The sequence below is a fragment of the Pseudomonas sp. K2I15 genome (assembly GCF_002204795.1).
In the GTDB taxonomy this organism is placed as follows: Bacteria; Pseudomonadota; Gammaproteobacteria; order Pseudomonadales; family Pseudomonadaceae; genus Aquipseudomonas.
This window is the reverse complement of sequence record NZ_NIXO01000003.1, coordinates 128,774-151,865: the sequence shown is the minus strand read 5'-3', so window position 1 is coordinate 151,865 and position 23,092 is coordinate 128,774. Positions and strand designations below refer to the sequence as shown.

The 23,092-nt window shown below is 59.5% G+C and carries 23 protein-coding genes; 10 read left to right on the top strand and 13 right to left on the bottom strand.

What is annotated here, in order from left to right:
• Positions 1-30 precede the first annotated feature (30 nt).
• A complete protein-coding gene (locus tag CEC48_RS04230) occupies positions 31-2,181 on the top strand; it encodes a TonB-dependent receptor (protein WP_088422601.1) in 2,151 nt (716 codons plus the stop codon).
• A gap of 68 nt (positions 2,182-2,249) precedes the next feature.
• Here the strand turns inward: CEC48_RS04230 and CEC48_RS04225 are convergent, their stop codons facing one another.
• Positions 2,250-3,461, bottom strand: coding sequence for a LysR family transcriptional regulator (locus tag CEC48_RS04225; protein ID WP_088422600.1), 1,212 nt, complete (start codon positions 3,459-3,461; stop codon positions 2,250-2,252).
• Between the two features lie 155 nt (positions 3,462-3,616).
• Between CEC48_RS04225 and galB the strand changes: the two genes are divergently transcribed.
• The 8 genes from galB to CEC48_RS04185 all read left to right on the top strand — a co-directional run bounded on the left by galB (position 3,617) and on the right by CEC48_RS04185 (position 11,659).
• Complete coding sequence (gene galB, locus CEC48_RS04220; protein WP_088422599.1) at positions 3,617-4,351, top strand: 4-oxalmesaconate hydratase; 735 nt, start codon at positions 3,617-3,619, stop codon at positions 4,349-4,351.
• Positions 4,348-5,064 carry a 4-carboxy-4-hydroxy-2-oxoadipate aldolase/oxaloacetate decarboxylase gene (locus CEC48_RS04215; RefSeq protein WP_088422598.1) on the top strand — a complete coding sequence of 239 codons (717 nt, stop codon included), beginning with the start codon at positions 4,348-4,350 and terminating at the stop codon, positions 5,062-5,064. The genes galB and CEC48_RS04215 overlap by 4 nt, the downstream gene beginning before the upstream one ends.
• A gap of 5 nt (positions 5,065-5,069) precedes the next feature.
• On the top strand, positions 5,070-6,158 hold the full coding sequence (locus CEC48_RS04210) for a 4-oxalomesaconate tautomerase (RefSeq protein WP_088422597.1): 1,089 nt from the start codon (positions 5,070-5,072) through the stop codon (positions 6,156-6,158).
• On the top strand, positions 6,158-7,081 hold the full coding sequence (locus CEC48_RS04205; RefSeq protein WP_024658409.1) for an NAD(P)-dependent oxidoreductase: 924 nt from the start codon (positions 6,158-6,160) through the stop codon (positions 7,079-7,081). Before CEC48_RS04210 ends, CEC48_RS04205 begins: the two co-directional genes overlap by 1 nt.
• A gap of 27 nt (positions 7,082-7,108) precedes the next feature.
• The gene (locus CEC48_RS04200) at positions 7,109-7,993 is read left to right on the top strand and encodes a LysR family transcriptional regulator (protein ID WP_088422596.1); all 885 of its coding nucleotides are present in this window, start codon (positions 7,109-7,111) and stop codon (positions 7,991-7,993) included.
• Positions 7,994-8,106: 113 nt separating this feature from the next.
• Positions 8,107-8,970, top strand: a complete 864-nt coding sequence (locus tag CEC48_RS04195) for an amidohydrolase (RefSeq protein ID WP_088422595.1) — start codon at positions 8,107-8,109, stop codon at positions 8,968-8,970.
• 99 nt (positions 8,971-9,069) lie between these two features.
• Entirely contained in the window at positions 9,070-10,338 is a 1,269-nt protein-coding gene (locus CEC48_RS04190; RefSeq protein ID WP_256579670.1) for a dicarboxylate/amino acid:cation symporter, read from the top strand.
• Positions 10,339-10,429: 91 nt separating this feature from the next.
• Entirely contained in the window at positions 10,430-11,659 is a 1,230-nt protein-coding gene (locus CEC48_RS04185; protein ID WP_088422593.1) for an OprD family porin, read from the top strand.
• Positions 11,660-11,815: 156 nt separating this feature from the next.
• Here CEC48_RS04185 and CEC48_RS04180 read toward each other — a convergent pair whose 3' ends face one another.
• The 12 genes from CEC48_RS04180 to nac all read right to left on the bottom strand — a co-directional run bounded on the left by CEC48_RS04180 (position 11,816) and on the right by nac (position 21,569).
• Positions 11,816-12,649: an ABC transporter substrate-binding protein gene (locus CEC48_RS04180; RefSeq protein WP_088422592.1), complete on the bottom strand. Its 834-nt coding sequence runs from the start codon at positions 12,647-12,649 to the stop codon at positions 11,816-11,818.
• 57 nt (positions 12,650-12,706) lie between these two features.
• Positions 12,707-13,435 carry an amino acid ABC transporter ATP-binding protein gene (locus tag CEC48_RS04175; RefSeq protein ID WP_176438666.1) on the bottom strand — a complete coding sequence of 243 codons (729 nt, stop codon included), beginning with the start codon at positions 13,433-13,435 and terminating at the stop codon, positions 12,707-12,709.
• A gap of 23 nt (positions 13,436-13,458) precedes the next feature.
• Positions 13,459-14,202, bottom strand: a complete 744-nt coding sequence (locus CEC48_RS04170) for an amino acid ABC transporter permease (protein ID WP_088422590.1) — start codon at positions 14,200-14,202, stop codon at positions 13,459-13,461.
• Between the two features lie 6 nt (positions 14,203-14,208).
• Positions 14,209-14,910, bottom strand: a complete 702-nt coding sequence (locus tag CEC48_RS04165) for an amino acid ABC transporter permease (protein WP_088422589.1) — start codon at positions 14,908-14,910, stop codon at positions 14,209-14,211.
• Positions 14,911-15,029: 119 nt separating this feature from the next.
• Positions 15,030-15,782 carry an SDR family oxidoreductase gene (locus tag CEC48_RS04160; RefSeq protein WP_088422588.1) on the bottom strand — a complete coding sequence of 251 codons (753 nt, stop codon included), beginning with the start codon at positions 15,780-15,782 and terminating at the stop codon, positions 15,030-15,032.
• A 132-nt stretch (positions 15,783-15,914) separates the two neighbouring features.
• Entirely contained in the window at positions 15,915-16,682 is a 768-nt protein-coding gene (locus CEC48_RS04155; protein ID WP_088422642.1) for a LamB/YcsF family protein, read from the bottom strand.
• Positions 16,683-16,698: 16 nt separating this feature from the next.
• On the bottom strand, positions 16,699-17,097 hold the full coding sequence (locus tag CEC48_RS04150) for a biotin/lipoyl-containing protein (protein WP_088422587.1): 399 nt from the start codon (positions 17,095-17,097) through the stop codon (positions 16,699-16,701).
• 12 nt (positions 17,098-17,109) lie between these two features.
• Positions 17,110-18,081, bottom strand: a complete 972-nt coding sequence (locus CEC48_RS04145; protein ID WP_088422586.1) for a biotin-dependent carboxyltransferase family protein — start codon at positions 18,079-18,081, stop codon at positions 17,110-17,112.
• Positions 18,078-18,749, bottom strand: coding sequence for a 5-oxoprolinase subunit PxpB (gene pxpB, locus CEC48_RS04140; protein ID WP_088422585.1), 672 nt, complete (start codon positions 18,747-18,749; stop codon positions 18,078-18,080). The genes CEC48_RS04145 and pxpB overlap by 4 nt, the downstream gene beginning before the upstream one ends.
• Complete coding sequence (accC, locus tag CEC48_RS04135) at positions 18,746-20,098, bottom strand: acetyl-CoA carboxylase biotin carboxylase subunit (RefSeq protein WP_088422584.1); 1,353 nt, start codon at positions 20,096-20,098, stop codon at positions 18,746-18,748. The genes pxpB and accC overlap by 4 nt, the downstream gene beginning before the upstream one ends.
• Before the next feature lie 31 nt (positions 20,099-20,129).
• Positions 20,130-20,549, bottom strand: coding sequence for an acetyl-CoA carboxylase biotin carboxyl carrier protein subunit (locus tag CEC48_RS04130; protein ID WP_088422583.1), 420 nt, complete (start codon positions 20,547-20,549; stop codon positions 20,130-20,132).
• A 114-nt stretch (positions 20,550-20,663) separates the two neighbouring features.
• Positions 20,664-21,569, bottom strand: coding sequence for a nitrogen assimilation transcriptional regulator NAC (nac, locus tag CEC48_RS04125; protein WP_088422582.1), 906 nt, complete (start codon positions 21,567-21,569; stop codon positions 20,664-20,666).
• A 310-nt stretch (positions 21,570-21,879) separates the two neighbouring features.
• Here nac and CEC48_RS04120 point away from each other — a divergent pair, with 310 nt between their 5' ends.
• Complete coding sequence (locus CEC48_RS04120) at positions 21,880-23,088, top strand: aspartate transaminase (RefSeq protein WP_088422581.1); 1,209 nt, start codon at positions 21,880-21,882, stop codon at positions 23,086-23,088.
• Positions 23,089-23,092 lie beyond the last annotated feature (4 nt).

Below are 23,092 nucleotides of genomic sequence, written 5' to 3'. Positions count from 1 at the left end.
TAATTTATCTATTCACAAGGAACACGCTTAATGGATCCATTCTTTCGGGGAGAGTTGCAAAAGTTGACACTTGCCGTGCGGCAAGCAACTTGGCTGGCGATGCTGGGACTGGGCTCAACCCTGGTCTTTTCCGCCAGCGTACAGGCCGACGATGAGGTCACACCGACGACCGGCACACGGCTAAAGACGGTGACAGTAGAGGCACAAAAAATCACGCCCGTTGAGGCGGCCAAGAGTCAGTTGTCCGAGGTGCCAGGCGGCACCAGCGTGGTCGACAGTGAACAGGTGGCCAAGGGACGCACCGCCACCTTGCAAGACACCCTCGCCTATCAGCCGGGCGTGTTCGTGCAGTCCACCGGTGGCAATGACGCGGCCAAGATTTCCATCCGTGGGTCGGGCGCCAACACCTCGCCGGGGTATTTCCGTGAGGGCATCAAGTTCCTGTTCGACGGCCTGCCAATCACCGGCCCGGGTGGCACACCCTATGAATTTCTCAACGGCTCGGGGGTGAACTACACCGAAATCCTGCGCGGTGCCAACGCCTTCCAGTACGGTGCGCTAAGCCTTGGCGGCGCCATCAACTTCGTCAACCAGACCGGCTACACCGCACCCGGCCTGCGGGTTCGCGCGGAAACCGGCAGCTACGGCTATAACAAGCAAAGCCTGAGTGTCGGCGGCGTCGAGGGTGCGTTCGACTACTACCTCAATGCCGACAACTACCGCAGCGACGGCTACCGCGATTACAGTCTGTCGAAAAGCCAGGGCGTGGTGGCCAACTTTGGCTACCGCTTCAGCCCGCAACTCGAAACCCGGGTGATGCTGCGTTACCGCGACGAGTTCCACAACGACCCGAGCGCCACCACCCTGGATGCGGTCAAGCACCACTCCGACCGCGCCAGTGCCACCGCCGAAAGCAGCGGCGCCGGCAGCCGACGCCCTGGCAGCGTGTGGGCCGGCAGCAAGACCACCTACACCTTCGACGACGACGCCACCCTGTCGGTGGGTTTCGTCTACTACCAGTACGCCCACAACAACAGCCCGAACAGCCCGAGCAACCCAAGCTACTGGGACTGGCATGACCTGAGCGCGGTGATCAACTACGACCGCCGCGACACCCTGTTCGGCCACGAAAGCCGCTCCAGCCTGGCCTTCACTTCCACCGAACACCTCAAGGGCCAGGTCGACTCCACCTTCGCCAACAAGCAGACCCGCAAGTTCGTCGACTACAGCTCCTCGTTCGACCACGTGTTCTCCCTGGGCAACGACCTCGAACTGGTGGACGGCCTGTGGCTGACCAGCGGCGTCTCGGCGATCAACGTGCGCCGCCATGCCGACGTCAAGGAAGCCCTGGTGGCCAACACCACCACCTACCCGAGCGACGTGACCTACGACAACTGGAGCCTGGCACCGCGGGTGGGCGTGCGTTACGAGTTCAACCCGCAACTGCAAGTGTTCGCCAACGTCAGCCGCTCCGTCGACCCACCGGCGTCGTGGGAATACTCCGGTTCCGGGCCGACCTCGCCGTACGTACGGCCGCTGGTGGAACAGAAAGCCAATACCGTAGAAGTCGGGATCAAAGGTTCATCGGGCATCTTCGAGGGCAGCCTGGCGCTCTACCGCTCATGGGTAAGCAATGAATTGCTCAATGTGCAGATCATTCCGGCGACATCCACTGCCGCTGCGGTGACCGGTGCATTCAACGCCACACCGACAATCCACCAAGGGATCGAGGCCGGCTTGAATACGCGCATGTGGGAAAACACTTCAGGTGAAAAGATCACCTTGCGCCAGGTGTATACCTATAACGACTTCTACTACCGGCACGACCCGACCTTCGGCGACAACCAACTGCCGGGGATTCCGAAGCATATTTATCAGGGCGAGGTGCAATATCAGCATCCTGCGGGCTTCTATACCGGGGTGAATGTGCAATCGGCTTCGCGTACGGCGGTGGACTATGCAAACAGCTTCTACGCGCCCTCCTACACGATCTTTGGGGCGAACGTAGGGTATGAAACGCCGAGCAAGGACTGGAAGGTGTCGCTGGACTTAAAGAACCTGACCAATCAGAAGTACGTGACGGCGGTGCAGCCGCTCTATGATGCGAAGGGGCAGGATACGGCGTCATTGTATCCGGGGGATGGCATTGGGGCTTATGTGGCGGTGGAAATGCGCTACTAGCAGGCTTGTATCAACCGTCGATGGCTGGGGTTATGCCGTAACCTCGGCCATCATGTGTGTCGCGTTAATCACTGAAACATCACCGACTCCCCTACCACCTCCCGAATCTTGTCCATCAACGCCTGCGCCGCAGGCGATTGAAGCGCGCCCGCTCTGGAGATCAGGCCAATGGGGCGCGTGGTGTGGCTAAGGGAAAGCGGCAGTCGCACCAGCTCACCGCTGACCATTTCGTGTTCCAGCTGATGCGCCGAAACGGCAGCGAGCATGTCTGAGCGCAGCAACACACCGCGCAAAATCGCCAGGTCACCCGTTTCAATCACCGGGCTGGGTGCGGCGATGCCGATGTGGGCAAAAAACGCGTCCAGCAGTTGTCGTGCCGGAGAGCCGGCGCGAGGCAAGATCCAGCGCGCGGCACTCAAGTCTTCATACACGGGAACCTGCTTCAGCCAAGGGTGGCCGCGGCGTACAAGGATCACCATTTCTTCCTGCAGCAAGGCCTCGCTATAGAGGTCGCTGGCGTAGGCCGACGGGCGTAGAGCGCCGAGTACAAAATCCACATCGCCAGCGCGCATTTCACTGGCCAGCAGGTCAAACGGGCTTTCGTTTGTGACGACTCGTACGTGGGGGTGTTCCAGGGTCAGGCGCACGATGGCTTCTGGCAGTATTCCCGTGCGCCCCAGCGGCAAGGCCCCCACGTGCACGGCACCTTGAAGGGAACCACTCAACGCGGCGATGTCCGCATCGATGTGACGCAGTTCATTGAGTGCTCGCCGCACTCGCAGCAACATTGCAAGGCACGCGCGGGTGGGCAGCAAACCGTGAGGCGTGCGTTCAAACAGGCCAGCGCCACTGCCCTGCTCCAGGACTTTGATGGCGGCACTGATCGCGGGCTGCGAAACGCCAAGGGCACTCGCCGTGGTTTGCATATGGTGGGTTTCACAGAGTTTCGCGAACATTTCCAGGCGCCGGGTCTGGAACAGGTAAAGCGGCTCGGCGGAATGACCCAGTACCTGCCCCAGCAAAGACGGCACGACCAGCAGTTCATCCATGGCACGACGAGCCCGGGGAACAGCACGCTCACCATAATCGGTCAGACGCATACCATTGACGTTGCGCTCAAACAGCAAGACGCCGAGGCGCTTCTCCAGCGCCAGGATGGCGCGTGTCACTACAGGCTGGGCACGATAAAGCACGGCGGATGCCTTGGACACGCTGCCGTATTCGACAACTCGAAGGAACGCTCGAACCTGCATCAGATTGGGCAATTCAGGGCTGTGCATGTCTACCTGCCGAGTTTTCCAGAAAGCGGGCGGACAGCATGCATAACTGATCACGATAAGTAAAACGCATACCTCTTGCCGCGGAACGCATTATTCACCCTCCCCCTCAAATGCGACTGTGGGCGCTATCAAACAGCCGCAGGAAGAGCCCTTCGATGATCAATAAAACAAAAACTGCATTAGTCGTCAGCGCCCACTCTGCCGATTTCGTCTGGCGCGCAGGCGGCGCCATCGCCCTGCACGCCGAACAAGGTTATGCCGTACACATCGTGTGCCTGTCCTATGGCGAAAGAGGTGAGTCGGCCAAGCTCTGGCGCAAAGGCGAGATGTCTGAAGACAAGGTCAAAACCGCGCGTCGCAGTGAGGCTGAAGCTGCAGCGCAGATCCTTGGCGCGAGCGTGCAATTCTTCGACATCGGCGACTACCCGATGCGCGCCGACAAAGAAACGCTGTTTCGTTTGGCCGATGTGTTTCGTCGCGTGCAACCGGAGTTTGTCCTCAGTCACTCGATCAAGGACCCCTACAACTACGATCACCCGCTGGCGATGAACCTGACGCAGGAAGCGCGCATCATCGCTCAAGCTGAAGGCTACAAGCCTGGCGAAAAAATTGTGGGGGCCCCACCCGTTTACAGCTTCGAACCCCATCAGCCTGAGCAATGCGAATGGCGCCCGGATGTGCTGTTGGACATCACCGAGGTATGGGACAAGAAATACGCCGCCATCCAGTGCATGGCAGGCCAGGAACATCTCTGGGAGTACTACACCCGTGTCGCCCTGCAACGCGGTGTGCAGGCCAAACGCAACGTGGGTATCGCCTCTACCCGTAACATCGTTTACGCCGAAGGCTATCAAAGCATCTTCCCACGGGTGACGGAGAACCTGGCATGAGCACACTGATCGGAAAAACCGGCATTGTCGTGCGCAACATTCCCCGTGGTGATTCGGCGCTGATCGACGAACTGGATCGCTTTGGCGTTGCTACCGTGCATGAAGCCCAAGGGCGTAAAGGTCTGTTGGATTCGGCCATTCGCCCCATCCAGCAGAACCAGAGCATCAGCGGAACGGCGGTGACCGTGTTGGTCGCGCCGGGTGACAACTGGATGTTTCACGTGGCGGTCGAACAATGCCAACCCGGCGATATCCTGGTGGTCGCGACATCGTCGCCCTGCACCGATGGCTACTTCGGCGACTTGCTCGCCACCTCGTTGATGGCCCGAGGGGTACGCGCCCTGATCATTGACGCCGGGGTGCGCGATACCCGAACACTGCGGGAGATGGGCTTCAAGGTATGGTCGCGGGCGGTGCATGCCCAGGGCACGGTCAAGGAAACCCTGGGTTCGGTCAACGTGCCCATCATCTGCGCCGGCCAATTGGTCGAGCCCGGGGACGTCGTAGTGGCAGACGATGACGGCGTGGTCATTGTGCGCCGCAAAGAGTTGCCCGATGTGTTTGAAACCAGCCGAAAACGCGCCCAAATCGAAGAGCAGAAACGCGTGCGCCTGGCGGCCGGCGAATTGGGACTCGACATCTACGCGATGCGCCAGAAGCTCGTCGAGCGGGGCCTGACTTATTACGACAGCCTCACTGACGTGCAAGGATGACCTTCATGCGCCAGACCCGAATTCCGTGCCTCATGATGCGTGGCGGCACCTCCAAGGGCGCTTACTTCCTGGCTGACGACCTGCCGCCGGAAGGCAAGCTGCGTGATCAAGTATTACTGGCCGCCATGGGTTCACCCGATGCACGCCAGATAGACGGCATTGGGGGCGCAAATTCACTGACCAGCAAGGTCGCCATCATCCGCCGCTCGGCTCGCCCGGATGCTGATGTCGATTATCTGTTTGCCCAGGTTTGCGTCGAACAGGCCCAAGTTGATTACGGCCAGAATTGCGGAAACATCCTTGCCGGCGTCGGCCCTTTTTCAATCGAGCGGGAGCTGATCAGCGCTGACGAATGGATGACGACTGTGCGGATTTTCATGGTGAATACCGGCCAGATCGCCGTGGCTGACGTCCGCACACCCGGTGGCATCGTCGAGTACGCAGGGGATACCCGCATCGATGGCGTTCCTGGCACCAGTGCTCCTCTGATTGTCGAGTTCGAAGACATTGCCGGTTCCAGTTGCGGAGCGCTCTTGCCTACCGGAAACACCATTGACCGCTTCGATGGCATCGAAGTGACGTGTATCGACAATGGAATGCCTGTTGTGCTGATCAGGGCAACGGATGTGGGGTGCACGGGCGATGAAAACCCCGAGCAACTGGACGCCAACATCGCGCTCAAAGCGTTGCTCGAATCAATCCGGCTGCAGGCGGGCCCGTTGATGAACCTGGGGGATGTGCGCGAGCGCACCGTACCAAAAATGTCCCTGATAGCAGCCCCCCGCAACGGAGGCGCCATTGGCAGCCGTACCTTCATTCCTCACCGCTGTCACACCTCAATCGGGGTGTTCGGCGCTGTCAGTGTCGCCTCTGCCTGCCTGATTCCAGGGACAGTCGCGAGCCGTTTGGCCCAAGTAGAAACCGGTGATCGTGTCCAATTGTCTGTCGAGCATCCAACCGGCGAGTTCACGGTGGAGCTGCGTGTGATTGACGGTCAGTTAGCCGGTTGCGGGTTGGTGCGCACGGCACGGCTGTTGTTCGAAGGCAACGTGCTCATTCCTGGGAACGTCTGGCAAAAACCGGTGAAATCGTAATGACCACGACCGTATCCATGATCGGCTTCGGCGAAGCCGGTGCCATTCTGGGCGAGGATCTTGCGGCACAGGGCGTAAAGATCTACGCCTATGATCGCCTCCTTGAAGACCCGGCCAAACGAGCAGCGCTGCATGAAAAAGCCCAGCGGTGTGGCGTTCAACTGTGCGAAAGTGCGGCTCAAGCGATAGCGCTTGGCGAGTGGATCATTTCAGCCGTCACAGCGGATAACGCACTCGAAGTCGCACTGAGCGCGGCGTCACTGATGAAGCCCGGACAACTGTTCATCGACATCAACTCAGTGGCGCCCTCTACCAAGCGCGCAGCGGCCATAGCGATGCAGCAGCATGGCGTCGATTACATCGATGCCGCCGTCATGGCGCCGGTACCACCGCAACGCTTGAAAACACCGATCCTGTTAGGCGGCCAACACGCTACCCTGGTTGCTGAACGATTAAGCGGGTTGGGCATGAACGTGCGGGTAGTGGCGGAGGTGGTTGGCGTAGCGTCGGCGATAAAGATGTGTCGAAGCATCATGATCAAAGGCCTGGAAGCACTCACCACCGAATGCTTGAGCACCGCTCGCCAATACCATGCCGAGGACGAGGTGCTGGCGTCATTGCACAAGAGTTTCCCGCAGATGGGTTGGGACGGCGCACTCCCCCATTACCTGATCAGTCGCGTGGCAGAGCACGGTCGGCGCCGCGCGGAGGAAATGAAAGAGGTCGCAAAAACCGCTCGCGACGTCGACGTGGTTCCGAACATGAGCCAAGCCATCGTCAGCGCCCAGCTCGGGCTCGTCGATGCCATGCTTGATGCCGATATTGATTACTCACACCTTGAGCCATTCGACTGGATAAACCTGATCGACACGCTGTATGGCAAGCCAATCACTCATGAAAGTGCTGTCCGGGAAAAGCGGTAACATAGCGTTTTTCCCGGAGTGGCACCCATGGACCTAAAACAGCTCGAATGTTTCGTACGGGTGGCTGAGTTCGGAAGTTTCACCAAGGCCGCCGCGGTACTGAACATTTCTCAATCGGTCGTCAGCCGTCAGGTCAGGCAGCTTGAGGTCGAACTGCAAGAGCATCTGCTCTTGCGAAATGGTCGAGGTGTTTTACTGACCGCTTCCGGGCAACGCTTGTTCGATCACGGCAAAGGCATCTTGCGACAGGTGCAGGTGGCTCGTGAGGACCTGCGCGAACAACGCGATACGCTGTCTGGCAAGGTGGTCGTCGGGCTTCCTCCCAGCATATCCCGGCGCCACACCGTGGCAGTGGTCTCGGCCTTTCGCGAACGCTTTCCTGACTGCATATTGGGCATCAAGGAAGGCCTGACGCATTCGATGCGCGAGTGGCTACTGCTGGGTCGCCTGGATTTCGCCCTGCTCTTCAATCCTGGCCACAGCGCACAACTGCAATATGAGCACATCCACTCAGAGCCGCTGATGCTCATCGGTAGCCAGCAATCGAATCTCCCTTCCCAGGTCGCGATGAAAGACTTGGGCCAATACCCTTTAATCACTCCCAGTGAACCTCACTCCATACGCCGACTCATTGAGAGTGAAGCATCAAGGCATGAGGTGCATCTGAACGTTTGCCTGGAAGTGGACAGCATCCCGTCGCTATTGGAACTGATCAATCTTGGGATGGGCTACGGCGTGCTGTTCCGCTCGGGTTTGGCGAACGGCGATGGAAAACTCGAAGGCCTTAAAGCTGCACAGATCGTTGATCCGTCGATCCAGACGCACTTGTTTATCGCCACATTTGAGCAGCGTCCATTGTCTCGGCTGGCAGCACAGACAATGTCATTGGTTCGCGAGATCTGCATAGAATGAACCGACACATGCAAAATCCGCATAACTGCTAGACCCTGTGTCTTGTTGTTGTAAGGCGTCGAGACAGCCACCATCGGCTATCGCTTGCGCTAACGATAACTAAAGGACACGAGATGAAAACCTGCCTCGCCCCTGACGCCAACCCTACACAACCAAAGCAGCCGCTTCCTGCTGGCGCCTGGGATGCTCACTGCCACGTCTTCGGCCCTTCGGCTGACTTCCCTTATGCCGAAGATCGTAGCTATACCCCACCAGACGCCCCGTTTGAAACATTGCGGGCATTGCACGACCACTTGGGATTCACGCGTGGTGTGATTGTCCAGGCCAGCTGTCACGGCAGCGACAATCGCGCGATGTTGGACGCTATTGCTCGTAGTGAAGGACGGTATCGAGGCGTAGCAATCGTTGACGGCAGTGAGACCGATGAACAGCTTGCCGAGATGGACGCCGGCGGTGTTCGCGGCGTGCGGTTCAACTTCGTGGCACACCTGGGTGGCGCGCCAGATCTGGACGTCTTTGATAGCACTGTAGATCGCCTTGCGGATTTGGGATGGCATGTCGTCCTGCATCTTGATGCACAAGATATCCTGACCTATACCGACAGATTGGCGCGGATCCCCGTACCATTCATCATCGACCATATGGGTCGGGTAAAAGCTCAGGATGGCATTGAACAGCAGTCCTTCCTGGCGTTGCAGCAACTGATGGAAAATCCGCTGGCATGGGTCAAGGTGTGTGGCGCGGAACGCGTATCCGTGGGCCGGCGACCATTCGATGATGCCGCGCCATTTGCACAGAAGCTGATTGAGATAGCACCAGATCGCGTCCTGTGGGGCACTGATTGGCCGCACCCAAACATCAGTAAAGACATGCCCAACGACGGTGAGTTGGTAGATCTGATGTTCAACTTCTGTACCGATCCTCGGCTGCGTCAAAAACTGCTGATCGATAACCCGATGAAGCTGTACGGACGCTAAGCCCACCACGCTTTGCTGCACCTCCAACAATAAGACTTACAGAGAGTGAACGCCATGAACCCCAGTCCTGCATCTGCTCAGGTCGATGTAACCCTTCCGATGAAGGTGAAGACCAAGCCGCCCTTCTATCGCGCGATGTACTTTCAAGTCCTGTTGGGAATTATCGCGGGCGTCGCCGTCGGCCACTTCTGGCCAACCTTTGCTGCCGACCTCAAGCCGCTGGGCGATGCATTCATCAAGCTGATCAAGATGATCATCGGCCCTGTGGTTTTCTGCACAGTTGTCACCGGTATCGCCGGTATGCGCGACCTGAAAAAAGTCGGTCGGGTCGGCGGGAAAGCATTGCTCTACTTCGAAGTCATTTCGACTGTTTCGCTGCTGATAGGCCTTATTGGCGGCCACCTGTTCAGGCCGGGTGCGGGCTTCAATGTGGACGTGAATACGCTGGACGCGTCAGCGGTCACCGGGTTCGCCGAGAAAGCTCAGCACATGCACATGGTCGAATTTCTGATGGGGATCATCCCCTCGACGTTTGTTCAGGCCTTTGCTGAAGGGAATGTGCTTTGCATATTGCTGGTCTCCGTACTCTTCGGGTGCGCCTTGTCAGCCATGGGAGAGAAAGGCAAACCGGTTTACGACATGATCGAAGGTCTGTCGGGTGTGTTCTTTCGCATCGTGCACATCATCGCCAAGCTTTCCGCCATCGGTGCATTCGGCGCCATCGCTTTCACCGTCGGTACTTACGGTATAGGTGCGCTCCTGCCCCTCATGAAACTGGTCGGCAGCTTCTACATCCTGTGTGCGCTGTTCGTGATTGTAGTGTTGGGTGGCGTCGCGAAAATCTGCGGGTTCAGTATCCTGCGTTTTATCGCTTACATCAAAGAGGAGTTGCTAGTCGTACTCGGCACCAGTTCATCGGAAGTGGTACTGCCTCAGATCATGGAAAAAATGGAACGACTGGGCTGCTCCAAACCCGTCGTCGGGCTGGTTATTCCCACCGGCTATTCATTCAACCTCGACGGTACCAACATCTATCTGACGATGTCGGTGCTGTTCATCGCCCAAGCGCTGAACATTGACCTGTCACTGTCTCAGCAACTGACGTTAGTCATCGTGGCCATGCTCACCTCCAAAGGTGCCAGCGGTGTTTCAGGTGCAGCCTTTGTCATGTTGACCAGCACCTTGATGGTGGTACCGCTTGTACCGGTGGCGGGCATGGTATTGATTCTGGGTATCCACCGCTTCATGGGCACCGGACTTGCCATGACTAACCTGGTGGGTAACGGCGTTGCCGCATTGGTTGTCTCAGCGTGGGAAAAAGAACTGGATCGCGACAAGCTCGCTCTGGAACTTGGCACCAAACCGTAAAACTTCTGCTCTATCGATCACACCATTTCTAAACAGTCCCTGTTCGGTCCAGCACCGAGCAGCGACTCCCTGCGTCAGGAAAATAATAAAAATGAACCGCGCCTTATATGTTGCTTTGCTCACACCTGTACTTATCTCCATCGACACCTCAATGGCCGATGACTTTATCGCGGACAGCAAGATTCGCCTGGAAGCACGAAACTTCTACTACAACGGGGATTTTCGTCAGGGAACGGGCGTCTCCAAAAGAGAAGAATGGGCTCAAGGTTTTTTGCTCAACTATGAGTCGGGATACACACCGGGAATCATCGGCTTTGGCGTCGACGCACTGGTGTTTGCGGGCTACAAACTGGACTCGAGCCCAGACCGTTCCGGTAGCGGCCTCCTCCCCAAACGGGCTTCCGGTGAGGCCGTTGATGAATATTCAAAAGCAGGCTATGGCGTCAAACTCAAAATATCTCAGACATCCTTGCGCTATGGGATGTCATTGCCAAAGGTTCCGGTTCTTCAGTACAACAACAGTCGACTGCTTCCTCAGACATTCCAGGGCTGGCAGATCAACTCTACCGACGTAGATCGCCTGACCTTGAACCTGGCTCAATTCGATAAGACGATTACGCCCGACTCTACCGACCTTCAGGACATCACCCTCGCGGTGAAAGACGGTCGCTATCGTGCAACCGGTATAGGCGATAACTATCGATATGGCGGCGGGACCTACAAGCTGACGCCAGCGCTAAGTGCAACGTACTTTTATGGCGAGCTTGATGATGTGTACCGCCAGCAGTTCGCTGGGTTGATACACAACACGCGCCTCGGCAAAGGTACGTTGACCACTGACCTGCGTGCCTTCTCAAGTCGTGATGTTGGTGCAGCCAAAGCGGGAGAGGTGGATAACCGCGCATACGCCGCCGCGTTCGGCTATGCCCTGGATAATGGGCATAGCGTCATGGCGACCTACCAAGTCATGGGCGGGGCTACGGGCTTTCCTTACATCAATAACCCCTACCTGCCCAACTACGTTCAATACCATGACTTCGGGAGCGCCGGCGAACGTAGCTGGCAGCTGCGCTATGGTTACGACTTCGCCGCCATGGGTGTTCCCGGCCTGAGCTTTTTTACCGCGTATATCCATGGCGATGGCTTGAAGAAAGTCGGCGCCGACAAGGAATGGGAGCGCGATGTGGATGTGAGCTACGCCTTTCAGGGGAGCCTTAAAGGCTTTTCTGTGCGGTTGAGGAACGCGACCTACCGCAGTGACGACGCCAGGGATATTGACGAGACACGCTTGATCGCAAGCTACTTGTTTACGTCCTTTTAGCCTGCATTGTTCCGTTAGGCCTGCCTGAGCACCGCTTGCTGGCCTATCAACGCTTGAGCTGAATTACAGACGCCGCCTTATAGCAAGCCAACAACCGACACACGTGAAAAAGCCCGACGCTGGAACTCTCGCCGGGCTTTTTCACCTGTATCGATTTTAAGGCAAAGGATCGAACTTCAAACTGCTGAGGCTCTGCACTTTATCCTCGCGCACCATTTTGTACTCAGTGTTTGGGCCGATCCAGCGATCCCAGATTGCATCGATCTCCCCGGCTTTTTCCATTGCCGCCAATGACTCGTTGACCTTGGCAAGGAACGCCGGCTCATCCCTGCGCATGCCCGCGCCAATCGGCTCGAGCGCCATCGGCTCCTTGGCAAGCGCCAATTCGATACCACTGGCCCTGGCTTGATTGACCAGTTTCAAGGCGGTCATGGTGTTGGTCACCAGGCCCACGACCTTGTTCTGCTGCAAGGCCATGTAGGCCGAGCCAGTGTCCTGGAACGTCACCGGAGTGGCCCCGGCAATTCGGATCGACTGCTCGGAGGTCGAGCCTTTGGTGGAGCTGATGCGCTTGTCCTTGAAGAAGCTTTTCGGTTGATCGGCATTCGCCGCTCGCACCACCAGGGTTTCCTTGGCGATGTAGTACGGGTCGCTGAACTGAATCTGTTCGGCCCGCGTCTTGGTGTAAGCCAGGTTAGCGAAGATTACATCGACGCGGCCCATTTTCACTTCCGGAATCCGGGCTTCGACCGACAGCGGCTTGAGTTCAAGTTCGACGCCCATGGTCTTGGCCAGCGCCTTGCACAAATCGACGTCCATGCCCACCAGTTCGCGGGTTTTCGGATCCGGCGCCGAGAACGGCGGCACGTCGGCGTACACGCCGCAGCTCAACGACTTCTTGGCCATGATGTCGCTCAATTGGTCGGCCTGTGCGACCGAAACGGCCAAAGGACCTAACGCCAGCGTGACAAACAGATGCTTCATACGCATGGAAAAAACTCCGGAGATGGGAAAGTCGGATGGCAGAGTGAGCAAAACCGCTGCGGCTCAATGAGCCCGCAGGTCGGCGATAAAGCGTTGCGCGCGCGGGTGCGTCGGCTGATTGAAGAAGCTTTCGGGCGTGCTCTTTTCCAGAATCTGACCCGCGTCCATAAACCAGATGGTGTCGGCGACTTCACGGGCAAAATTCATCTCGTGGGTCACACACATCATGGTCATGCCATCCTTGGCCAGGCCTTTCATCACACTCAGCACTTCGCCGACCATTTCCGGGTCGAGCGCACTGGTAGGCTCATCGAACAGCATCACCGGCGGCTCCATCGCCAATGCGCGGGCAATCGCCACCCGCTGTTGCTGGCCGCCGGAGAGCTGCGCCGGATAAGCGCCAGCCTTGTGTGCCAGCCCAACCCGATCCAGCAATTGCATGGCCTGTTGCTTGGCGGCCGAACCTTTAAGGTTGCGGATCTTGCTCGGCGCCAGGGTGATGTTTTCCAACACCGACAGGTGCGGAAACAGGTTGAAGCTCTGGAACACGAAACCCACCCGGCTGCGCAACCTGTTGATGTGTGCGTCGGTGCCGTGCACGTCCTGGCCATCGAACAGGATCTGGCCTTTCTGGATGTCTTCCAGACGATTGACCGTGCGGATCAACGTGGATTTTCCGGAACCGGACGGCCCGCACAACACCACCACTTCACCGGGTTTCACCTCGGCGGTGATGTCGGTCAGTGCGTGGTACTCGCCGTACCATTTGTTGATATTCGAAAACATGATCATTGGATGCATGGTCGCAACCCTCTTCAATTATCAATGGCCAGCAACGGGTCGGCAGCCGCAGCCGGACCGCCGTTGCCCAGGCGCTTGCGAGCGATACGGCGTTCCACCCAGCCCGCCAGATGGGTCAGGCCGAAACACAGCAGGTAGTAGATGATCGCCAGGATGAAAAACACCTGGAACGGCTTGGTCAGTAACTGGTTGTTGACCTGGTTGGCAGCGAAGGTCACTTCCTGGACGTTGATCACGTAGCCCAGCGAGGTTTCCTTGATGATCGAGATGAACTGGCTGATCAGGCTGGGCAGCGCGTTGTAGAGCGCTTGCGGCAAGATCACCCAGATCGTCGTGCGCAGGTAACCGAGGCCGAGCGCACGGGACGCTTCGTACTGCCCGGGCGGCAACGCCTGGATACCGCCACGGATGATTTCGCACAGGTACGCGCTCTGGTAGATCACCAGGGTGCACAGCATCGTGACGAAGCCAGTGATGTTGTGGCCGATCAACAAGGGCACCAGGAAGTACGTCCAGAAGATCACCATCAGCAGCGGAATGCCTCGCAGCACATAGACCCAGACCGTGGCAGCCCAACGCAGGCCGCGCCACGGAGAAACCCGAGCCAGCGCCAGCAGCAGGCCGAACGGAAATGCCAGCAACAACGCCAGGGCCGCCAGGATCAAGGTATTGGCCAAACCGCCCAGTGGGCCATGCGGGTACTGACCGATCAGGAACAGGGCCCAGTTGTTTTGCACAATCGAGAAGAGATCGAACATCGTCGCCTACCTCGCCAGCGCTTTGTTGAAGCGTCGCGCCAACAGCGCGCCGAGCCCCATCAACAGCAGTGAAAAGATCAGGTAGAACACCGTGGCCACCAGGTAGGATTCGAACGTGCGGAAGGTGTAGTTCTCGACTTCGCGGGTGGCGTAGGTCAGCTCGACCACGCCGATGGCCATGGCCAGGCTGGTGTTCTTGAACAACAGCACCGTGTGGTTGATCAGGGACGGCAGGCTATTGCGCACGCCTTGCGGCAGGATCACGTAGCGCATCGAACGCACATACCCCAACCCCAGCGCCCGGGACGCTTCGGTCTGCCCGGCCGGAATGGCCCGCAGGCCACTGCGAATGTCTTCACAGAAATACGCGGCCTGGCACAGCCCCAAAGCAATCACCGAGAACAAGTATTCGGTGCTGTAGTTCGCCAGCCACAGCTGCGTGGACTCGCTTAGCAATGTCGGTACACCGAAGTACCAGAGCATCAATTGCACCAGCGTCGGCACGTTGCGGTGGTACGACACATAGCCGGCCACCAGTCGGTCTGCTAACTTGTTGCCGGTCAGGCGTATGGTCACCAGCAACAGCGCCAGGGCCATTGCCAGCAGCCAGGCGAACAGCGCCAGCTGCAGTGTTATTTCGATGCCCTTGACGATCAGCTCGGCATATTCGCCTTGCAGAACCGCGGCCAAATCGAAGTCATGCTTCATGGTCAATCCCTATCGGCATTGGGCTAGGGGCAGAAACAAGACGCCAGGCCGAGCCGTGGCGGAAGTGGAGCGATGACGGATTTATCCGTTCTTCTTCGGTGCTGTTACGCGGTTAAAGCTCAGCCCTGGTAATCCTGCGGACGGGCCGTCGACAGCCCGCCTGGCACTTGCAGGGTCGGGGTGATTTCCATGTGCCCGACGTTGACTGCAATCGGTGCGGCAATGGCAAACGCAATGGCGTCGGCAATGTCCTTGGCCTGGGGCAGTTCGAAGCCTTCCACGAAACGCTTGTAGGTCTCCTCGGAGTCACCGTGCACATGGGCGAAAATGTCGGTGGCCACGCGCCCCGGGCAAATCTCGGTGACCCGAACCCGCTTGCCAAAGGCATCAATGCGCAATTGCCGTGAGAGCATGCTCACGGCAGCCTTGGTGGCGTGGTACGTGGAGTTGCCACCGAAGTTGTAGGCCGCGGCAATCGAACTGATGTTGATGATATGGCCGCAGTCACGCTCAACCATCCCCGGCAACGCCAGCCGCGCCAGGTGCAACACCGCCCGCAGGTTGACGTCGATCAGCAAGTCGATGCCGTCGGCGTCAGCCTTGAGAATCGAACCCGGTTTATCGACCCCAGCGTTGTTCACCAAAATGTCGAACTGCTGGGTTTCGAACAGACGGGTCAGCCCGGCGAGGTCGGTGACGTCAATGGCGTGGGCGATGCAGCCGGTTTTGGCGGCCAGTTCTTCAAGCTTGTCGGCGCTGCGCGCCAGTGCATGGACTTGCACGCCTTCCTGACACAGACGCTCGACGACAGCGGCGCCAATCCCGGAAGAAGCGCCGGTGACCAGCGCGGTTTTGTAGTCTGAAAATGGCATGTATCTGTCCTCGTGTTACGTATGCGGATCACTCGGGTGATCGCGATGACTTCGACTCTATCCAGCCCTGAAGCCGTGGACCAAGACGGAATGACTGTGTGGCAATAAGCCCTGCTTATGACCGTGCAACCGTTACGCCAACAGCTGCGAAATCGGTGTGATGCAACCGCCTGCCAGCTCGATTTCTCGACGGAGGGTGCGCGCCAATTCCACAGCGCCCGGCGTGTCGCCGTGCAACAGGATCGAATGCGCCGGCACCTTGAGTTGCTTGCCGTTCAGGCTGGTCACGGTGCCCTCCTCCAGCAACTGCCGAACCCGTTGCAGCACGGCTGCCGGTTCCTTGATCACCGAGCCCGGCACCTTGCGCGGCACCAGCAGGCAGTCATCGTCATAGGCGCGGTCGGCGAGGAACGTCGTGGCGACCCGCAGCCCGCATTTATCAGCGGCATTTTCGATGGCCCGGCTGCTTGATGAACTGATGATCAGTGTCGGATCGAATGCGGCGACCGCACACACCAATGGCTCGGCCAGCGCTGCATCGGCGGCAACCATGTTGCCCAGCGCGCCGTGGAAGCTCATGTGCGTCATGCGATGGCCATTGACCACTGCCATCCCGGCCAGCGCACCGAGCTGGTAAATCACGTAGGTCGCCAGCTCCTTGATTTCGATGTTCATCTGCCGCCGACCGAAGCCCATCAAATCAGGGAAGCCCACATGCGCGCCCAGATCGATGCCACCGGCCTTGGCCAGGCGCACGGTGTTGTCCATGATCAGCGGATCACCGGCATGGAAACCGCACGCCACGTTGGCCGACGAAATCAGGCTCATCAACGCTTCATCCTCGCCCATGCGCCACGGGCCGAAGCCCTCGCCCAGATCAGCGTTCAAATCGATTTTCATCACTTGCCCTCGCTCGTCATGCTGCATCCAGACGCATGAACGCTTCGCCATAACCCACCGTTGTGCCACACGGCACCAGCACCGCCGCCACCCGTCCGGATTTCTGGCTGCGGACCGGCAACAGCAGATCGCCGACTTGCAACAACGCCACCAGTTGCCCTGGCGCTACTTGGCTGCCGACCGAGGCCAGCACCTCACTTTGTTGCGGGTGCGTCAGCAGCAATCGGCCCAGGTTTGGAGTCTTCAGTAGCTGCTCTTGCTTAACCTGTGCTGCCATGGGAATAGCGATGGGGGCCGCGACTTCATCGAGACCGCGCTTGAGCACCAAATGCAGCCCCGGCCGACGTATCTCCGCGCCAGCCAGGTGCTTCTCCCTGAGCCACACCGCCAACTGGCGGATTTCCTGATTTGTCATGGTTGAATGTCCTTAACGCGAGGCCAGCCCGTGAAGGTCAACCAAGCGGCTGACCTCCGCGAGATAGCGCTGATTGTCTTCCAGAGCTGTAACGGCTTCGGCGTAACTGCACTCGATAAACCGCACCTTGCTGCCAATCGGCGCCTGGCCCAGGCGCCACAGGTCGGCCTCGATCACCGTGCCGAATTTCGGGTAACCACCACTCGGTTGCGCGTCGCGCATCTGGATGATCGGCTGGCCGCCGTGAGGCACTTGGATCACGCCGGGGACGATGCCGTGGGAGCGGACTTCCATCGGCGCCCTGGGCAAGATCGGCGCGCCTTCGAGGCGGTAGCCGTAACGGTTGCTCTGGCTGGTGACTTTCCATTCACCGGCCCAAAACGCGGCACGGGACTCCTCCAGAAAGCACTCGTATTCCGCCGCCGGCAGTACGCGCATCGCTGGCAGGCCATCGCGTTGCAAGGGCAGCGCCTGGCTCGGGGGCACGACACCGAAATCTGTCGGCAGCACACTGACGCCCGGACGCAGCGCCGATATCCGATCGCCCTGCTGCAAGGCGCGCCCCTGCAAACCACCGAACTCGCCGCGTAATTGCGTGCTGCGCGAGCCGAGCACCGATGGCACGTCGACGCCGCCGGCAAGGCACAGATAAGCGCGACTGCCGGAGGTTGGATAGCCGAGGTTCAGTACCTGGCCTTCCCGGGCCTGCGCCACCCAGAACGGCAACAATGGCTGACCATCAAGAGTCGCTTCGCAAGCCGCACCGGTGAACGCGAACGCACAATCGTGGGTAAACCGTACTTCGAACGGGAACAACGGAATCTCAATGGCTGCCGCGTCTTCGGGATTACCCAGCAGCAGGTTGCCCAACGCCAACGCCAAATGGTCCATCGCGCCGGAGGTGCCGACGCCGTAACCCAGGCTCCCGAAGCGACCGAAGTCCTGCACGGTGGCCAGGGCGGTGGCCGATAGAATCTCGATCATCGAATGATCCTCTCGATGCGCAAGCGCAACATATCGCCCGGCCTGAGCATCGCCGGCGGGTTTTGGGTCGGGTCAAAAAATGACATTTCGGTGCGGCCGATGGTGTTCCAGCCACTGGGGCCAGCCGAGGCTGAGACGCCGGTCTGCACCCCGCCAATCGACACCGAACCTGCGCCAATGCTGATCACCGGCACTTGCCGACGAGGCGTGGCCAGGCGCGAATCCATGCCGCCGAGGTAGCAGTAACCCGGATGGCTGCCCAAGGCGTACACCGGGTACAACGGCTCGCAATGCAGGTTGGCGATGGTCTCGATGTCCAGCCCGGTGTGCGCTACCACATCATTCATGTGCGGGCCGAACTCACCGCCGTAAACCACCGGCAACTCCACGATGCGCCCTTCCAGCGGCAGCGGTTGACTGGTTTCCCAGGCCTGCAGCAGGCGCTCGCACAACCCGTTGAGGTCACGCGGCGGCTTGATGAACGTCAGCATCAGGTTGTTCATGCCGGGAACCGCTTCGTGAATCTCAGCCCATTCGCCTGCCTGCAAGGCCAGGCTCCAAATCCGTTGTTGCGGCGCCAGATCGAGTTCACCAGGGGCTTCAAACAAGAGCGCGGTCGAGCCGAGCAGGCTGATGTGCGGACGCAGCGATACAGAAGCAGTACTCATGTCGGACTCCGTTGTTGCAACCAGCGCTCCAGGTGATGAATGTCCACGCCACCGGCGCAGAAGGCCGGGTCGTCGAGAATGTCGCGGTGCAAGGGAATGTTGGTCGAGATGCCTTCGACGCACAGTTCACGCAGCGCCAGGCGCATACGGGCCATGGCCTCATCGCGGGTCGCCCCGTGGGTGATGACCTTGGCCACCATCGAGTCGTAATACGGCGGCACCCGATACCCGGTGGTGACATGGGAGTCGACCCGAACCCCAAAGCCGCCGGGGACTTCCCAGCGCTGGATCAGCCCCGGCGTCGGCATAAACGTGATCGGGTCTTCGGCGTTGATCCGGCACTCCAGCGAGTGACCGTTGAGCTGCACATCTTGCTGGCGCAACTCCAGTACTTCGCCACGCGCCATGCGCAATTGCTGCTGGACGATATCGATACCGGTGGTCATCTCCGTCACCGGGTGCTCGACTTGCAGCCGGGTGTTCATCTCGATGAAGAAGAACTCGCCGTCCTCATACAGAAACTCGAACGTACCCACACCGCGATAACCGATCTGCCGGCAAGCGGCGGCGCAGCGTTCGCCGACCTTGGCGATCAGTTCGGGATCGATGCCGGGCGCCGGCGCTTCTTCGAGGACTTTCTGGTGCCGACGTTGCAAGGAGCAATCGCGGCAACCGAGCCAGATCGCGTGGCCATGGGCATCGCACAACACCTGGATTTCCACATGCCGTGGATGGCCGAGAAATTTCTCGATGTAGAGCTCGGGATTGCCGAACGCGAGCCGCGCTTCTTCACGGGTCAGGGCGATGGCGTCGAGCAACTCGCCTTCTTCTTTCACCACGCGCATGCCGCGCCCGCCACCGCCGCCAGCCGCCTTGACGATCACCGGGTAACCAATGTCACGGGCAATCGCCTGAATGCTGGCGTCGTCGGTGGGCATCACAGAGTCCGGCCCCGGCACACACGGGACGCCGGCTTCACGCATTGCCCGTTTGGCGGCGACCTTGTCGCCCATGGTCCGAATGCACGCCGCGCTTGGGCCAATAAAGGTCAGGCCGGCGGCTTCGATACGCTCGGCGAACCCGGCGTTCTCCGACAGAAAGCCATAACCCGGATGGATCGCCTGAGCACCGCTGACCTTGGCGGCAAACAACAACGCCGCCTGGTTCAGATAGCTTTGGCCAGGTGACGCCGGCCCGATGCACAGGGCCTGGTCAGCGTTTTGCACGTACTGCGCGTGGCGATCAGCCTCGGAGTGCACGATCACGGTCTGTATCCCCAGGCCATGGCAGGCACGCTGAATGCGCAGGGCGATTTCGCCGCGGTTGGCGATCAGCACTTTGTCGAACATTGAATTCACCTGAAAGAGAAAAGGCTGTGGATCAACCGAGACGGAACAGCGACTGACCGGCTTCGACTTCGGCGCCACCCTCGGCAAGGATCGCGGTGACCTGGCCGGCGGTTTTGGCCTTGACCGGGTGGAACATCTTCATCGCTTCGAGGATCGCCAGGGTCTGCCCGACCTCAACCTGGTCGCCGACCGCAACAAACGGTGCTTCCCCGGCTGCCGGCGTCAGATGCAGCACACCGTAAAGGCTGGCCTTGACCTCGGCCGCTGCCGAAGGGCGCTTGGCTGATTCGACGCTCGCTACCGGCGCCTGATCAGCCTGCGGCGCGGTCGTCACGACCGTCCCGGCCTGCTTGAAAAGGCGAATCGTACTGTCGCCTTCGGTCAGACTCAGTTCGAGCAGATCCGATTCGGCGAGCAAATCGATCAACCCCTTGATGCGTTCTGAATCCATGCGTGGGCCCCTGCCTGTCGAGCGTGTCTGAGTGAATGGGGTCAATGTAGCGAGCCCGTTCAACGACGACCAAGACGCTTTGGCTTTGGGGTGATAAGCCGTCCTTATGACCGCTCATATCAGGCTGCCACGCATCTGCGCGACCAGTTCCAGCAGGATTGCCTTGACCGCCTGGGCCGGTACCGACAGCGGCAGATGCCCGGACAAACACAGCGCCAGTGGTGCTTCGATTTCCGGCTCGACGATGCGGCACATATGCACTGAGGTGGCGGCAACCATCACCCGCGCCGAGGATTCGGGCAGGATGGTCGAGCCGAAATGCCCGGAGACGGCAGCCGTCAGGGTGATCGACGATTCGATTTCTGCCACCACCCGCGCGCTCATGCCGATGCGCTGGAAGGCTTCATCCGCCAGCCGCCGCATAACGTTGTAGGGACGCGGCAAGAGCATGTCCATGTCCGCCAGTTCGGCCAGGGGAATCTCGTCGAGCGTGCTGATAGCCGGGTCAGCGCTCACCAGGTAAAGGTGCTCGCGCAGCAGCGAAACGAAGCTCAAGCCGTGGACTTCGCGCCCGCCATAGAGCACGGCCATATCCATCCGGCCGTTCATGATCAGTTCGCTCAACGTGGTGCCGAAGTTTTCGTTGAGGTACAGCAGAATGCCCGGATGACGCTCGCGCACCCGGCGCAACAACGGCAAAGAGAGCGACGATGCGGCGGTGCCCGGCGCCAGTCCGACCGATACCTGCCCGGACAAGGCATGGCCTGTGGCATTGATGTCGCTTTGAGCCTGCTCGCACTGGCGCAAGATGATTTGCGCATGGCCGTAAAGGACCTTGCCCGCCTCGGTCGGGGTGACGCCGCGTTTGGTCCGAATCAACAGCTGTTGCTGCAACTCCGCTTCCAGCGTGGCCAGTTGCTGACTGAGCGCCGGTTGCGCGACATGCAGCACATCGGCGGCCTGGGTCATGCTGCCGATATCGACGAGTTTCACGAAATACTTCAAACGGCGCAGATTCACGGTGGCGATGCTCTTACTCGAAAAAGGGAGACAGCCCACGAGTGTTAGCAAGAGCCAGGCCAGCCCAAAAACCTTGCGTGCGTGGTTAAGGCAAAGGCTCAACCATAAGCCTTTGCTATGGCTGGATCGGGGCGATCCTGATCGACACCCGCCTTGGGCATACAGGCTTGAGCGCACCACGGTGGTGCAAGGCGTGTTCAGTTCCAGCCATAAGCGATTCCTATCCGACCAGAACGATCTCGTCTTATGGCGGTGCAAGCAGCGACTCGTACTGTAGGGCCTCGTCAACGTCATCAACGAGGAACGACACGTGACCGCCTCCCGCATCGCCGCCCGTGTGCAACGTATCAAGCCGTCCCCCAGCAGCGCCGCTTCCGACCGTGCGAATGAGCTGCGCCGGCAAGGCCAGTCGATCATCAACCTGGTGGTCGGCGAACCGGACTTCGATACGCCGGAACACATTCGGCAAGCCGCCAGCGCCGCCATCGAACGTGGCGAAACCCGCTACACACAAAATGCCGGTACCTCGCAGTTGCGTCAGGCAATCGTCGACAAGCTGGCCCGGGAAAACGGCCTGACGTATGGCGCGAATCAGATCCTGGTCACCAGCGGCGCCAAGAGTGCAATTTTCAATGCCTTCGCCGCGACCCTGGGCGCTGGCGATGAAGTGTTGATCCCGGCGCCGTACTGGGTGTCGTACCCGGACATGGTGCTGGCCTGCGAAGGCGAACCTGTGACCCTCGCTTGCCCCGAAGAAAACGCTTTCAAACTGACCCCGGAGCAACTGCGCGGCGCGATCACCGAGCGCACGCGCTGGCTGCTGCTCAACTCACCGAGCAACCCGACCGGCGCCAGCTACAGTGCGGCCGAACTGCGCGCCCTGGCCGATGTGTTGCTCGACTACCCGCAGGTGTTGTTGATGACCGACGACATCTACGAACACATCCGCTATGAAGGCCTGGAAAACCCGCACATCCTCGCCATCGAACCGGCGCTGACCGAGCGTACGGTGGTGGTCAACGGCGTGTCCAAGACCTACGCCATGACGGGCTGGCGCATCGGCTACGCTGCCGGCCCGGCTGATTTGATCGGCGCGATGGCCACCCTGCAATCGCAATCGACCAGCAATGCGTGCTCCATCAGCCAGGCGGCCGCCGTCGAAGCGCTAAGCGGCGACCAGACCTTCGTCACGGACAGCGTGGCGGTGTATCAGCAACGCCGTGATCACTGCCTGGACTTGCTCAACGCCATCGACGGCCTGAGTTGCCGCAAACCCGATGGTGCGTTTTATCTCTATGTGAACTGCTCGGGGTTGCTGGGCAAAGCGACGACTCAGGGCAAGCGCCTGGACACCGACTACGACGTGGTCATGTACCTGCTGGAAAGCCAGGGGGTGGCCGTGGTCGCTGGCACGGCCTATGGCTTGGCGCCGTTCTTCCGGATGTCGATTGCCACCGACATCAAGACCCTCGACGAAGGTTGCTCGCGGATTGCCGCTGCCGTTGCGGCGTTGAGCTGAGGAC

Bases quoted from the DNA above. Each gene is read 5' to 3' on its own strand.
- CEC48_RS04230 (WP_088422601.1), top strand. From the start codon at position 31: ATGGATCCATTCTTTCGGGGAGAGTTGCAAAAGTTGACACTTGCCGTG.
- CEC48_RS04225 (WP_088422600.1), bottom strand. From the start codon at position 3,461: ATGCACAGCCCTGAATTGCCCAATCTGATGCAGGTTCGAGCGTTCCTT.
- galB (WP_088422599.1), top strand. From the start codon at position 3,617: ATGATCAATAAAACAAAAACTGCATTAGTCGTCAGCGCCCACTCTGCC.
- CEC48_RS04215 (WP_088422598.1), top strand. From the start codon at position 4,348: ATGAGCACACTGATCGGAAAAACCGGCATTGTCGTGCGCAACATTCCC.
- CEC48_RS04210 (WP_088422597.1), top strand. From the start codon at position 5,070: ATGCGCCAGACCCGAATTCCGTGCCTCATGATGCGTGGCGGCACCTCC.
- CEC48_RS04205 (WP_024658409.1), top strand. From the start codon at position 6,158: ATGACCACGACCGTATCCATGATCGGCTTCGGCGAAGCCGGTGCCATT.
- CEC48_RS04200 (WP_088422596.1), top strand. From the start codon at position 7,109: ATGGACCTAAAACAGCTCGAATGTTTCGTACGGGTGGCTGAGTTCGGA.
- CEC48_RS04195 (WP_088422595.1), top strand. From the start codon at position 8,107: ATGAAAACCTGCCTCGCCCCTGACGCCAACCCTACACAACCAAAGCAG.
- CEC48_RS04190 (WP_256579670.1), top strand. From the start codon at position 9,070: ATGAAGGTGAAGACCAAGCCGCCCTTCTATCGCGCGATGTACTTTCAA.
- CEC48_RS04185 (WP_088422593.1), top strand. From the start codon at position 10,430: ATGAACCGCGCCTTATATGTTGCTTTGCTCACACCTGTACTTATCTCC.
- CEC48_RS04180 (WP_088422592.1), bottom strand. From the start codon at position 12,649: ATGCGTATGAAGCATCTGTTTGTCACGCTGGCGTTAGGTCCTTTGGCC.
- CEC48_RS04175 (WP_176438666.1), bottom strand. From the start codon at position 13,435: ATGATCATGTTTTCGAATATCAACAAATGGTACGGCGAGTACCACGCA.
- CEC48_RS04170 (WP_088422590.1), bottom strand. From the start codon at position 14,202: ATGTTCGATCTCTTCTCGATTGTGCAAAACAACTGGGCCCTGTTCCTG.
- CEC48_RS04165 (WP_088422589.1), bottom strand. From the start codon at position 14,910: ATGAAGCATGACTTCGATTTGGCCGCGGTTCTGCAAGGCGAATATGCC.
- CEC48_RS04160 (WP_088422588.1), bottom strand. From the start codon at position 15,782: ATGCCATTTTCAGACTACAAAACCGCGCTGGTCACCGGCGCTTCTTCC.
- CEC48_RS04155 (WP_088422642.1), bottom strand. From the start codon at position 16,682: ATGAAAATCGATTTGAACGCTGATCTGGGCGAGGGCTTCGGCCCGTGG.
- CEC48_RS04150 (WP_088422587.1), bottom strand. From the start codon at position 17,097: ATGACAAATCAGGAAATCCGCCAGTTGGCGGTGTGGCTCAGGGAGAAG.
- CEC48_RS04145 (WP_088422586.1), bottom strand. From the start codon at position 18,081: ATGATCGAGATTCTATCGGCCACCGCCCTGGCCACCGTGCAGGACTTC.
- pxpB (WP_088422585.1), bottom strand. From the start codon at position 18,749: ATGAGTACTGCTTCTGTATCGCTGCGTCCGCACATCAGCCTGCTCGGC.
- accC (WP_088422584.1), bottom strand. From the start codon at position 20,098: ATGTTCGACAAAGTGCTGATCGCCAACCGCGGCGAAATCGCCCTGCGC.
- CEC48_RS04130 (WP_088422583.1), bottom strand. From the start codon at position 20,549: ATGGATTCAGAACGCATCAAGGGGTTGATCGATTTGCTCGCCGAATCG.